Source organism: Devosia sp. RR2S18 (assembly GCF_030177755.1).
GTDB lineage: Bacteria > Pseudomonadota > Alphaproteobacteria > Rhizobiales > Devosiaceae > Devosia > Devosia rhizosphaerae.
The window spans coordinates 1,079,549-1,092,169 of sequence record NZ_CP126539.1 but is presented as its reverse complement, the minus strand read 5'-3'; the positions used below and the strand labels follow the sequence as shown (position 1 = coordinate 1,092,169).

9 protein-coding genes are annotated in these 12,621 nt (G+C 62.2%); all 9 read right to left on the bottom strand.

Translation table 11 applies throughout. From position 1 onward, the window contains the following. Nucleotides 1-239: 239 nt before the first annotated feature. The 9 genes from lpdA to zapE all read right to left on the bottom strand — a co-directional run bounded on the left by lpdA (nucleotide 240) and on the right by zapE (nucleotide 12,616). Nucleotides 240-1,649, bottom strand: a complete 1,410-nt coding sequence (gene lpdA / locus QOV41_RS05240) for a dihydrolipoyl dehydrogenase (RefSeq protein ID WP_284579995.1) — start codon at nucleotides 1,647-1,649, stop codon at nucleotides 240-242. Between the two features lie 583 nt (nucleotides 1,650-2,232). Next, nucleotides 2,233-2,679, bottom strand: a complete 447-nt coding sequence (locus QOV41_RS05235; protein WP_284579994.1) for a hypothetical protein — start codon at nucleotides 2,677-2,679, stop codon at nucleotides 2,233-2,235. Between the two features lie 176 nt (nucleotides 2,680-2,855). After that, on the bottom strand, nucleotides 2,856-4,202 hold the full coding sequence (gene odhB, locus QOV41_RS05230) for a 2-oxoglutarate dehydrogenase complex dihydrolipoyllysine-residue succinyltransferase (RefSeq protein WP_284579992.1): 1,347 nt from the start codon (nucleotides 4,200-4,202) through the stop codon (nucleotides 2,856-2,858). Nucleotides 4,203-4,214: 12 nt separating this feature from the next. After that, nucleotides 4,215-7,217: a 2-oxoglutarate dehydrogenase E1 component gene (locus QOV41_RS05225; RefSeq protein ID WP_284579991.1), complete on the bottom strand. Its 3,003-nt coding sequence runs from the start codon at nucleotides 7,215-7,217 to the stop codon at nucleotides 4,215-4,217. Between the two features lie 231 nt (nucleotides 7,218-7,448). Continuing rightward, complete coding sequence (sucD, locus tag QOV41_RS05220) at nucleotides 7,449-8,354, bottom strand: succinate--CoA ligase subunit alpha (RefSeq protein WP_284579990.1); 906 nt, start codon at nucleotides 8,352-8,354, stop codon at nucleotides 7,449-7,451. Between the two features lie 68 nt (nucleotides 8,355-8,422). Then, the gene (locus tag QOV41_RS05215) at nucleotides 8,423-8,950 is read right to left on the bottom strand and encodes a hypothetical protein (RefSeq protein ID WP_284579989.1); all 528 of its coding nucleotides are present in this window, start codon (nucleotides 8,948-8,950) and stop codon (nucleotides 8,423-8,425) included. Nucleotides 8,951-8,954: 4 nt separating this feature from the next. Beyond that, the gene (gene sucC / locus QOV41_RS05210; protein WP_284579988.1) at nucleotides 8,955-10,148 is read right to left on the bottom strand and encodes an ADP-forming succinate--CoA ligase subunit beta; all 1,194 of its coding nucleotides are present in this window, start codon (nucleotides 10,146-10,148) and stop codon (nucleotides 8,955-8,957) included. Between the two features lie 95 nt (nucleotides 10,149-10,243). Beyond that, the gene (mdh, locus tag QOV41_RS05205) at nucleotides 10,244-11,206 is read right to left on the bottom strand and encodes a malate dehydrogenase (RefSeq protein ID WP_284579987.1); all 963 of its coding nucleotides are present in this window, start codon (nucleotides 11,204-11,206) and stop codon (nucleotides 10,244-10,246) included. Nucleotides 11,207-11,470: 264 nt separating this feature from the next. Beyond that, the gene (zapE, locus tag QOV41_RS05200) at nucleotides 11,471-12,616 is read right to left on the bottom strand and encodes a cell division protein ZapE (RefSeq protein WP_284579986.1); all 1,146 of its coding nucleotides are present in this window, start codon (nucleotides 12,614-12,616) and stop codon (nucleotides 11,471-11,473) included. Nucleotides 12,617-12,621 lie beyond the last annotated feature (5 nt).

Below are 12,621 nucleotides of genomic sequence, written 5' to 3'. Positions count from 1 at the left end.
TCCCAAGGTTTTCACGGAAACCCAAAGCTCCTCGCGATGGGCCTCCTCCTCTGCAGCGAGCGCGTTCTGCTCGCCAACAATGCACGCCGAGCTTGAATAGACTTAAGCCCGCTTGCTAGCTGAAACTGGTATGGAAGACACCCTGGTATGTCAACATACAAACAAGGGGATGTTGTATGATGAATGCCGGCGAGCGCACACCGCTTCGGGAGAAGCGGTGCGGTGAACCTGTGGCCGGCTTAGATGTGGATCGCCCCATCACCCAGTGAGAGCGCAGCCTCGCGGACGGCTTCAGAAAGCGTTGGATGGGCGTGGGTCGAGCGCGCAAGGTCCTCCGAGGAGCCGGAGAATTCCATCAGCACCACAAGCTCGTGGATCATCTCGCCGGCATTTTTCGCGACGATGTGGGCGCCCAGGACGCGGTCGGTGGTGACGTCGCTGAGGATCTTCACGAAGCCTTGGGTGGCCTGCATCGCCTTGGCACGACCATTGGCGGTGAAGGGGAACTTGCCGATCTTGTACTCGATGCCTTCGGCCTTGAGCTCGTCTTCGGTCTTGCCGACCGAGGCGATCTCCGGATTGGTGTAAACCACGGCGGGAATAGCGCCATAGTTCACATGGCCCGCCTGCCCGTTCAGGATCTCGGCGACAGCAATGCCCTCGTCCTCGGCCTTGTGCGCCAGCATGGGGCCCGCGATCACGTCGCCAATGGCGTAGATACCATCGACGGAGCTTTTGTAGTGTCCGTCGACGCGAACGCGGCCGCGCTCGTCCAGGGCAACGCCAACCAGATCGAGACCCAGCCCTTCGGTGTAGGGCTTGCGGCCGATCGCAACGAGCACCACGTCGGCGTCGAGCATTTCCATGTCGCCGCCCTTGGCAGGCTCCACGCGAGCTTTGAGCGAACCATCGTCCTGCTTCTCAACGCCCGCAACCTTGCTCGACAGCTTGAATTCCATGCCCTGCTTTTGCAGCATGCGCTGGAACTGGCGAGCAACTTCGCTATCCATGCCCGGAAGAATGCGATCGAGATACTCGACGACCGTCACCTGTGCGCCGAGGCGCTGCCAGACTGAGCCCAGTTCGAGCCCGATCACGCCGGCGCCGATGACCAGCAGCTTGCCAGGAACTTTCTCGAGGTTAAGCGCGCCAGTCGAGGTCACGATCGTCTTTTCGTCGATCTCGATGCCGGGGAGCGGGGCCGAAACCGAACCGGTCGCAACCACGATGTTCTTGGTTTCGATCTCGGTCTGGCTGCCGCTCTGGGGGGTCACCAGCACCTTGCCGGGAGCAGCTATCGAGCCAATGCCGCGGAACACGGTGATTTTGTTCTTCTTGAAGAGATAGTCGACGCCGCCGACATTGGCCGCAACGGTGTCGGACTTGTGGTTCATCATTTGCGGCAGGTTAAGCTGTGGCCGCGGAATGTCGATGCCGAGCCCCTTGAAGCTATGGGTGGCTTCTTCGAAGAGCTCGGAGGCATGCAGCAGCGCCTTGGACGGGATGCAGCCAATATTGAGGCAGGTGCCGCCAAGCGTTGGCCACTTCTCCACCACTGCAACCTTCATCCCCAGCTGTGCGGCGCGGATAGCGCATACATAGCCGCCCGGACCCGAGCCGATGATGGTGAGGTCGAAAACGTCTGCCATTTTGAGGAGCCCTGAAGAAGTTGTCGGTGCCGGACACGCCGCCGGTTGCTTCCTATGTAACCCCGCTCGACTGTTAAGGCCACCGGCTAGGCGGCAAAAATCACCATCCCTTCGTCTGAGCCGGCGCATGCGCCTACGCCCGCCGGGCGTGATCCGTCGGTTGCGCGAAGTGGAGCGGACCCCGAGGCGAACCGCCTCTTGGGATTGGTAGTAGGTGAGACGACTTCGCCTCGAGGTTATCCGGGATTTGCCGGACCAGCTGGTGTTGCGTCTCCCCAAAGCAGGCAGGGAGAGGCGTATATCCGACCAACACCGCTCGGACCCACTCCGGGGGCGATCTCCCCGAAGTCCCGTGGTTCCACCCGCCTGTCTGGTCGCTGCAGCGCCGCTCCTGCGGGGGAATAGGGAGGAGTGTAGCTGAGGTTTTGGGGAGGGGGATAAGTGGATAAGGTGATAGATTGGGGTAGCAACCCCCACCTAGCCTCCCCCTGGGAGGGGGAGGGATGGCTCCACTCTGTTGCGGGTGCTGAGCCCCTCTGCTCCTCCCCCTCTCAGGGGGAGGCCGGGAGGGGGTTACTGCACCCTACTCCGATGCGACTTCCTGCGCCCGAGCGAGCGGCTCGGGGAGTTGCTTGTCAATGTCGAGCTCGCCTTCGTTCACCCGTTCAAGGAAGGCGCGGCAGAAGGTGTTCTTGTCCGCAGCCTGATTGTAAGCCGACATGATCTGGCTGCCACCATAGGTCTCGGCGGCTTTCTGCTGGCCTTCGGCGGCGCCGCCGAGGCGCTCGATGACGCGGTCGGCGAGATCGAGAAAGCCGATATTGCGCAGATGCCAATTTTCTGCGGCATCCTTGTAGGTCGCGTCCAGCCCGGTTGTTTCGTAGCAATGGGTGGTCATCACCGAAACGATTGCTTCCGAGCCATGGAAGGCCATGAGTTCGCCGATCAGTTGCGGATTGGACTGCTCCTGGGCAGCGGCAGGAAATGAGGCGGTGAGGCAAGCGAGGGCGGCGAAAACCAAGGGACGCAAAACGCGCTCTCCTCCATGAAAGAACTGAAAACAACACCCCGCATCTGGGGCAGACGCGTTAACAGACTGTTAGCATCGGCGGTAACGCGCATCACGAACGCGCCAACGCACGAAGGCCCGCACGAGGCGGGCCTTCTTGAACCATTGGAATGGGGCGATCTTGCGCCCCTTTGCCGCTAGAGGTCGAGCACGAGACGCTCGGGAGCCTCAAGGCTTTCCTTGACGCGGACCAGGAACGTCACCGCTTCCTTGCCGTCGACGATCCGGTGGTCATAGCTGAGCGCCAGATACATCATCGGGCGCACGACAACCTGCCCGCCTACGACCACCGGCCGCTCCTGGATCTTGTGCATGCCCAAGATACCCGACTGCGGGGCGTTGAGGATCGGGGTCGACATCAGCGAGCCATAAACACCACCATTGGAGATGGTGAAGGTGCCGCCCTGCATGTCGGCCATGGAGAGCTGGCCGTCGCGGGCCTTCTTGCCCAGATTGCCGATTTCCTTTTCGATCTCGGCAATGCTCATCTGGTCGGCATTGCGGACAACCGGAACGACGAGACCCTTGTCGGTGCCCACGGCCACCCCGATATGGGCATACTTCTTGTAGATCAGGTCGTCGCCATCGATCTCGGCATTGACGGCCGGGATTTCCTTGAGCGCATGGACCACGGCCTTGGTGAAAAAGCCCATAAAGCCCAGCTTGACGCCGTGCTTCTTCTCAAAGAGCTCCTTGTAGGAGTTGCGCAGGTCCATCACCGGCTTCATGTCCACCTCGTTGAAGGTGGTGAGCATGGCAGCGGTGTTCTGCGCGTCCTTGAGGCGGCGCGCGATGGTCTGGCGCAGACGCGTCATCTTCACGCGCTCTTCACGGCCAGCGTCATCGGCAGCAACGGGGGCGCGCGGCGCGGCGGGAGCCTTGGCCTCGGCCGGCTTGGCGGCAGGCGCCGACTGCTCGGGCGCCTTGGCAGCAGCGGGACGACCGAGGGCCGCCAGCACGTCTTCCTTGAGCACCTGGCCACGCTTGCCCGAACCTTCGACAGTCGAGCCGTCGATGCCCTTTTCGTTCATCAGCTTTTGCGCCGATGGCGCTGGCGGCATGTCGGTGCCCGACTTTGCGGCGCCACCCGATTGTCCCGGCACGCCGTTGATGTCGGTGGACTGGCTATACGAGCCCGGAGGCGGCTGGGTGCCGCGCACCGCTTCGGCCGAAGTCTGGCTCGCAGCCTGATCGCCACCGCCATTCTTGGCTGCGGCCGCAGGTGCGGACGACCCCGCCCCGGCACCAGCCGCGCCGATGGCGCCCAAAAGAGCGCCCACGTCAACGGTGGAACCGGCTTCGGCGGAAATGGCCTCTAGCACGCCAGCGGCAGGCGCCGGCACTTCGATCGTGACCTTATCGGTCTCGAGCTCGACGATTGGCTCATCGGCGGCAACGCTGTCGCCCACCTTCTTGAACCACTGCCCGATGGTTGCTTCGGTGACGCTTTCGCCCAGCGTGGGTACCCGGATTTCTGTCGACATTGGCTTTGTCCTTTATTGAGCGAAGGCTTCGTCGAGGAAGGCTTGCAGTTGGGCGAGATGGGTCCGCATCAGACCCGTGGCTGTGGAAGCAGAGGCTGGGCGGCCGACATAGCGAACGCGCTCATTGGTGCGGCCCATCTGGTCGAGCACCCACTCCACATAAGGCTGGATGAAGGCCCAGGCGCCCATGTTCTTGGGCTCTTCCTGGCACCAGATGATATCCGCATTCTTGAAGCGGTTGAGCTCATCAAGGACGGCCTTGGCGGGGAACGGGTAGAGCTGTTCGACGCGCAGGAGATAGACGTCGTCGATGCCCCGCTTCTCGCGATCTTCTAACAGGTCGTAGTAGACCTTGCCGGTGCACAGGACCACGCGGCGGATCTTGTCGTCGGCGGCGAGCTTGATCGTCGTCTTGGGTACGCCGGGCGCCTCGGCATCGTCCCACAACAGGCGATGGAAGCAGGAATCGGGGCCCATCTCATCGAGACCGGAAACCGCCCGCTTGTGGCGCAAGAGGCTCTTGGGCGTCATCAGCACCAGCGGCTTGCGGAAGTCGCGGTTCACCTGGCGGCGCAGAGCGTGGAAGTAGTTTGCCGGTGTCGTGCAGTTGGCGACCTGCATGTTGTCCTCGGCGCACAGCTGGAGGAACCGCTCGGGACGTGCCGAAGAGTGCTCCGGCCCCTGGCCCTCGTAGCCATGCGGCAACAGCATCACGAGGCCCGACATGCGGAACCACTTGCGCTCGCCAGAGGAGATGAACTGATCGATCACCACCTGGGCGCCGTTGACGAAGTCGCCGAACTGGGCTTCCCAGATGGTCAGCGCCTTGGGCTCAGCCAGCGAGTAGCCATATTCGAAGCCCAGCACCGCCTCTTCCGAGAGCATCGAGTTGATGACCTCGTAGCGGCACTGGTCGTCCGCCAGATTGTTAAGCGGCGTATAGGTCTTGTTGTCCACCTGCTGGTCGTTCAGCACCGAGTGGCGCTGGCTGAACGTCCCGCGTTCCACGTCCTGGCCTGAAAGCCGGACCGGGTGACCTTCGGTCACGAGCGAGCCGAAAGCGAGCGCTTCGGCAGTGGCCCAGTCGATCCCTTCGCCGCTCTCGATCGCGGAAAGGCGATTGTCGAGGAAGCGCTTGACGGTCTTGTGGACATTGAAGCCTTCGGGCACGCGTGTCAGCGACTGCCCGATGGACTTGAGGCGATCAAGCTCGACGCCGGTATCACCGCGGCGTGGACCTTCCTGCTCGGCGGGCTTGAAATCCTTCCAGACGCCGTCGAGCCAGTCGGCCTTGTTGGGGCGATAGTCCTGCCCAGCGTCGAACTCGCCTTCGAGCTTGCTGCGCCATTCCGCCTTGAGCTGATCCACCTCGTCGTTCGTCACGAGGCCTTCGCTGACGAGTTTGCTGGAATAGAGCTCGAGCGTCGACTTGTGCGCGCGGATCTTGGAATACATCAGCGGCTGGGTGAAGCTGGGCTCATCGCCTTCGTTGTGGCCGAAGCGACGGTAGCAGATCATATCGATTACGACCGGGCGGCCAAACTTCTGCCGGTACTCGACAGCGACCTTGGCCGCGAACACGACGGCTTCGGGATCATCGCCATTCACGTGCAAGACCGGCGCCTCGATCATCTTGGCGACGTCGGTCGGATAGGGCGAGGAGCGCGAATACATCGGCGCCGTGGTGAAGCCGATCTGGTTGTTGATGACGAAGTGGATCGAGCCACCGGTCCGGTGCCCCTTGAGGCCAGACAGGCCGAGGCACTCGGCCACGACGCCCTGCCCGGCAAAGGCCGCGTCGCCATGGATCAGCAGCGGCAGCACCATGGAGCGGTCGGGCTTGCCGTCCGTCGCGATGTTCACCAGCTTGCCATCGGGTGCGATGTGCTGGTCCTGCTTGGCGCGGGCCTTGCCCAGCACCACCGGATCGACGATCTCAAGGTGAGACGGATTGGCGGTCAGCGACAGGTGGACCTTGTTGCCGTCGAACTCACGGTCGGACGAAGCACCCAAATGGTACTTCACGTCGCCCGAACCCTCGACATCGTCGGGATAAAAGGCGCCGCCCTTGAACTCATGGAACAGCGCACGATGCGGCTTGCCCAGGACCTGGGTCAGAACGTTGAGGCGCCCGCGGTGGGCCATACCCAAGACGATGTCCTTGATGCCCAAGGCACCGCCGCGCTTGATGATCTGCTCGAGAGCGGGAATGGTGGCTTCCGCGCCATCAAGACCAAAACGCTTGGTGCCGGTATATTTGACATCGATGAACTTCTCGAAGCCTTCGGCCTCGATCAGCTTATTGAGGATCGCCTTCTTGCCTTCGGCGGTGAAGGTGATTTCCTTGTCCGGACCCTCGATGCGCTCCTGGATCCACTGCTTGGCCTCAGGATCCGAGATGTGCATGAACTCGATGCCGACGGTGCCGCAATAGGTGCGGCGCAAGATAGCCAGCATCTCGGGGATCGTCGCGTATTCAATGCCCAGATAGTTGTCGATGAAGATCTTGCGGCCGTAGTCAGCTTCGGTGAAGCCGTAATTAGCCGGATCGAGCTCGGGCGCCGGATCCTTTTCCTTCATCTGCAGCGGATCGAGGTCGGCATGCAGATGACCCCGCATGCGATAGGCGCGAATCATCATGATAGCGCGAATGGAATCGCGGGTGGCCTGGAGCACGTCGGTGGTGCTGGCCTGGGGTGCGCCGGCGGCCTGGGCCTTTTTGGCGACAGCCTTCTCGGTCTTGACCGCGATCTCACCCCAATTGCCGTCCAGCGCGTTGACCAGATCCCCATTGGGGCTCTGCGGCCAGTCCTTGCGCTCCCAACTGGGACCCTCGGCGTTCTTCTGCGCCACGCCCTCGCCATCGTCGAGCCGGCCGAAGAAGCTCTGCCAGGTCTCATCGACGCTGGCCGGATCGCTCTTGTAGCGGGAATAGAGTTGTTCGATGTAGTCGGCGTTCCCCCCATAGAGGAACGAGGTCAGCAAGAACGTGTCGTTCTTTTCCTGTCGTGTCATCGCTTTTTGTCGCGAGGCCCACGCCCCGCCATCCTTCTCAACGAACCGGCCAGCAGGGCCGGTTTCACATGCGGTCTGCAGAGTGCACGGATATTGACCGCTTTTCCTTTGTATCTTGTTAAGACTTGCGGCGCCCCCGTTGGCGCCGCGTCTCATCCGATTGTGATTGCCGTACCATCACCGGGTGGCGAAAGCGCGACAGACCTTAGTTCAATCCGCCCTTTTTAAGGGTTAGCCCTTGAGCACTTCAGCAAGGGTGGATCCGATGCGGGCTGGCGACTGCGAGACGCGAATCCCGGCAGCTTCCATCGCCGCGATCTTTTCTTCGGCACCGCCCTTACCGCCTGAAATTACGGCGCCAGCATGACCCATGGTGCGGCCCTTTGGTGCCGTGCGTCCAGCGATGAAACCGGCCATCGGCTTCTTGCGGCCGCGCTTGGCTTCGTCGATCAGGAACTGCGCCGCGTCTTCCTCAGCCGAGCCGCCGATTTCACCGATCATGATGATCGACTTGGTCGCCTCGTCAGCCAGGAACATCTCCAGCACGTCGATAAACTCGGTACCCTTCACCGGGTCGCCGCCGATACCCACTGCCGTAGTTTGGCCCAGGCCTTCATTTGTCGTCTGGAACACTGCTTCATAGGTAAGCGTTCCCGAGCGCGAGACAATGCCCACCGACCCCTTGGAGAAGATCGAGCCGGGCATGATGCCGATCTTGCATTCTTCGGGCGTCAGCACGCCCGGGCAGTTAGGGCCGATCAGGCGCGACTTGCTCTTTTCGAGCTTGGCCTTCACCCGCACCATGTCGAGCACCGGAACACCCTCGGTGATGCACACGATCAAGGGAATTTCAGCGTCGATCGCTTCCTCGATGGCGGCGGCAGCGCCAGCGGGCGGCACATAGATCACCGAGGCATTCGCGCCGGTCTTTTCCTTGCCTTCGGCAACGGAGGTAAAGATCGGCAATTCGGTGCCGTCGACACCCGAGGACCAAGTCTCGCCGCCCTTTTTGGGGTGCGTGCCCCCGACCATCTTGGTGCCGAAATAGGCCAGGGCCTGCTCGGTATGGAAGGTGCCGGTCTTGCCGGTGAGGCCCTGCACGAGAACCTTGGTGTCTTTGTTGACGAGGATCGACATCTATTTCTCTTTCGTCTCTTGGCGCTGGGCGCCGTCTGTCGCTGCCCTAGGGGCGGCAGCAGTCCCGGTTAGTTGGCTGCCACAGGTTGTGGCGTGATAGTTGTCATCTGAACGACGAAGCTTTCGTCGGTCCAATGGGTAAGCAGCATGGTTTCTGCGGAGCTCTCAGTGCTGGCGAGACTTGCAAAGATCCCCTCACCCGTTGTCTGCGACGTCCCCGCGTAGCGGTCGAGGCCTTCGATGGCCGCGATCTGCTGGGCACCATCGCCCGTGGGCGTGGGCACTTCGACCCGGCAATAGCCCAGGAGGGTGTTGGGATAGGTCTCGACAAAGGCAAAGAGCTGCCCAATGCCGAACCCCTGGAGGGTGCGCGACCCGGCGAACACTTCGACAAACGGCGTGTCGCTGTCCTGCCCCTCGGCATCCCAGCCGGACTGGCCAGCATCGTCGAGCGCGCGCTTGTCGCCACTGGCGAACCGCTCGCAGACTTCCACCACCTGCACGCCAAAAGGCACTGCGGGTGTTTTGGTCTTGCCCTGGGCCGCGGCGGGCGCGAGCAGGGCAAGCACAAGCATGGAAGCCAGAGCGGCGCGCATCGCGCTAGCCCTGCACCGCCTTGACGATCTTCTGGGCCGCATCGTCCAAATCGTCGGCCGAAATGACGTTGAGGCCGGACTGGTCGAGAATGGCCTTGCCTTCCTTGACATTGGTGCCTTCGAGGCGGACCACCAGCGGCACCTGGAGGCCAACTTCCTTGACTGCGGCAATGACGCCTTCAGCGATCACGTCGCAGCGCATGATGCCGCCGAAGATGTTGACCAGGATGCCTTTCACTGCCGGATCGGCCGTGATGATCTTGAACGCCGCGGTCACCTTCTCCTTGGAGGCGCCACCGCCCACGTCGAGGAAGTTGGCCGGCTCGGCACCGTAGAGCTTGATGATGTCCATGGTGGACATGGCCAGGCCCGCACCGTTGACCATGCAGCCGATATTGCCGTCGAGCGCCACATAGGCGAGGTCGTATTTGGACGCCTCGATTTCCTTCTCATCCTCTTCGGAGAGGTCCCGAAGCTCCTTGAGCTCCTCGTGACGGAAAGCGGCGTTGTTGTCGAAGCTGACCTTGGCGTCGAGCACGCGGAGGCGGCCGTTTTGCATGACGATCAGCGGGTTGACCTCGAGCAGGCTCATGTCAGTCTCGACAAAGGCCTTGTAGAGGATCGGGAAGAGCTTGGCCGCATCGGTGCGGGCCACGCCTTCAAGCTGGAGGGCATCGGCGATCTTGGCCACATCGGCGTCAGTGACGCCCGCAGTGGGATCAACCGCAACGGTGATGATCTTTTCGGGCGTGTGCTCGGCTACCGCCTCGATGTCCATGCCGCCCTCGGTGGAGACGACAAAGGAAACCCGGCCGGTCTCACGATCGACCAGCAGCGAGCAGTAGAGCTCGCACGCGATGTCGGCGCCATCTTCGATATAGAGGCGATTGACCTGCTTGCCGGCGTCGCTGGTCTGCTTGGTGACCAGCGTGTTGCCCAGCATTTCCTTGGCGTTGGTGACGACTTCCTCGATTGACTTGGCGAGACGCACGCCGCCCTTGGAGTCCGGCCCCAGCTCTTTGAACTTGCCCTTGCCGCGGCCCCCGGCGTGGATCTGCGACTTGACGACATAGAGCGGACCGGGAAGCTGCTTGGCCGCAGCCTCAGCTTCATCAGCCGAAAATATCGCGACGCCCTCGGCGACCGGGGCGCCGTACGTCTTCAGCAGCGCCTTGGCCTGGTGTTCATGAATGTTCATTTATTTCCCCTTGGATGCTCGGGATAGTGTCACGGCGTTGCGACACGCCGATAAAGCCGAACCGCCGCCCTGGTGGACGGCGGCTGAATGTCTGGTTAGGCCAACTTGGGAGCGATTTTCTTACAGGCCTCGATCAGGCCCTCGACCGCGCCGACCGATTTGTCGAACGCCTTTTGCTCGGCAGAGTTGAGGTCGATCTCGACGATCTTTTCGGCGCCACCGGCACCGATCACCACCGGCACGCCGACATAGGTGCCCTTCACGCCATATTCGCCATTGAGATAGGCGGCAGCAGGCAGAACGCGCTTTTTGTCCTTGAGATAGCTCTCGGCCATGGCAATGGCGGAAGTGGCCGGCGCATAGAAGGCCGAACCGGTCTTGAGCAGCCCGACGATCTCGGCGCCACCGTCGCGGGTGCGCTGGATGATCTCTTCAAGACGCTCCTTGGTCATCCAGCCCATCTTGATGAGGTCGGTGAGCGGAATGCCGGCAACGGTCGAATAGCGCGCCAGCGGCACCATGGTGTCGCCATGGCCGCCCAGCACGAAGGCGTTCACGTCTTCGATCGAGACGTTCAGCTCTTCGGCGATAAAGTGGCAGAAGCGCGAGGAATCCAGCACGCCAGCCATGCCGATCACCTTGTTGGTGGGCAGGCCGGAGAACTTCTGCAGCGCCCACACCATCGCGTCCAGCGGGTTGGTAATGCAGATGACCAGCGCATCCTTGGCATATTTTGCAATGCCCGCGCCCACCTGCTCCATCACCTTGAGATTGATTTCGAGCAGGTCATCGCGGCTCATGCCGGGCTTGCGCGGCACGCCGGCGGTGACGATCACCACATCGGCGCCGGCAAGGTCCTTGTATTCGGAAGTGCCGGTGATCTTGGCATCATAGCCTTCAACCGGAGCGGACTGGGAGATATCGAGGGCCTTGCCCTGCGGTACCCCATCCACGATGTCGAACAAGACGATGTCCCCGAGGTCTTTCAGTGCTGCCAGGTGGGCCAAGGTGCCCCCGATCTGACCAGAACCGATGAGAGCTATCTTCTTGCGCGCCATGCTGACTTCCCCGACTGCGTTGAATTGGCGCACGTCTTAACCCTGTCGGTCATGGGGGGCAAGTGAACCCTTCGTCTAAAGCCGCAGTTTCGCTCTTGCTGATGGGCGAAGGGGCAATGCCGAACGGGCAAGGTGAGGATTTGGGGAGTTACCCCCACCTAGCCTCCCCCTGGGAGGGGGAGGAACCGGGCAGTGGCGGTGGGAAGATCTAGTCACAAGCGCGGTCCGTCCCTCCCCCTCCCAGGGGGAGGCTAGGTGGGGGGCTTACGAACTCCCGGCCGGCGCGTCGCGCAGGCCTTTTCCCAGATACTCTTCCGACTGCATCTCGATGAGGCGCGACACGGTGCGCTGGAACTCGAAAGCCGTCCGCTCATCCTTGCCCAGCTGCTCCAACGGCACCGCAAAGCTGGCGCCCAATTTGACGCCGCGGTCATAGAGATTGTCGATCAGGAGGATGAACCGCTTGGCTGCATCGGACTTGGTCCGGTCCATTTGCGGCACGCCGTCGATGACGATCGAATCGAACTGATGCGCGAGCCGCACGAAATCACGGGACCCCAGCGGCCTGTCGCAGAGATCGGCGAAGTCGAAGCGCGCCGCGCCCATGGCTGCCGCCGGCACAGGGATCTTGCGCCCGATACTCTCGACCACGGCGGGACCCGCCTCCGCGCCTCCCGTGATCCGCTGCCAGAGCCGGTCCATGGCGGCCTTCACCTCAGGGCCGGTTCCGAACGCATAAACGTCCTGCCCGGCGAACTTCATGCGCCGATAATCGCGCTCGGCCTCGAGGCTCGCTACGCGCACATGCTGCTTGAGCAAGTCGATAAAGGGCAGGAAGAGCTGGCGATTGAGCCCATCCTTGTAGAGCTCGTCGGGCACCACATTGGAGGTCGCGACCAGCGTCACTCCATGCGCAAAGAGCTTGTCGAAGAGCCGGTAGAGCAGCATGGCATTGGTGATGTCATGCACATGGAATTCGTCCAGGCACAGGAGGCGCAGCCTGGATTTGACGAGCGGCCGCACCACTGCCTCGACCGGATCGGCATCCCGCCCTTTCTCGCTCTTGCGAAAGGCGGCCATGCCGGCATGCATCTCGTCCATGAACTCGTGAAAGTGCACCCGGCGCTTTTCGGCAATCGGCACCGCTGCAAAGAACAGGTCCATAAGCATGGTCTTGCCGCGCCCCACCTCGCCATGGAGGTAAAGCCCAGCGACTGGCTCAGCCGGCTTGTCGAACAGCTTGGCGAAAAAACCGCGCGGTTGGTCCGCCGCCAGCCCCGCAAGCACCTGGTCGAGCAGACCCGCCGCCTGCTGCTGCGCCGCGTCAGCCACCAAAACACCACGGCCCGCCAGCTCTGCATAGGCAGTGCTGACGGGACCATGGCTAGGTGATGTCTGTTGGGAGCTCAAACCGG

What these genes read in the sequence shown, in the direction of transcription:
- lpdA (WP_284579995.1), bottom strand. Translation starts at nt 1,649, where the DNA reads ATGGCAGACGTTTTCGACCTCACCATCATCGGCTCGGGTCCGGGCGGC.
- odhB (WP_284579992.1), bottom strand. Translation starts at nt 4,202, where the DNA reads ATGTCGACAGAAATCCGGGTACCCACGCTGGGCGAAAGCGTCACCGAA.
- QOV41_RS05225 (WP_284579991.1), bottom strand. Translation starts at nt 7,217, where the DNA reads ATGACACGACAGGAAAAGAACGACACGTTCTTGCTGACCTCGTTCCTC.
- sucD (WP_284579990.1), bottom strand. Translation starts at nt 8,354, where the DNA reads ATGTCGATCCTCGTCAACAAAGACACCAAGGTTCTCGTGCAGGGCCTC.
- QOV41_RS05215 (WP_284579989.1), bottom strand. Translation starts at nt 8,950, where the DNA reads ATGCGCGCCGCTCTGGCTTCCATGCTTGTGCTTGCCCTGCTCGCGCCC.
- sucC (WP_284579988.1), bottom strand. Translation starts at nt 10,148, where the DNA reads ATGAACATTCATGAACACCAGGCCAAGGCGCTGCTGAAGACGTACGGC.
- mdh (WP_284579987.1), bottom strand. Translation starts at nt 11,206, where the DNA reads ATGGCGCGCAAGAAGATAGCTCTCATCGGTTCTGGTCAGATCGGGGGC.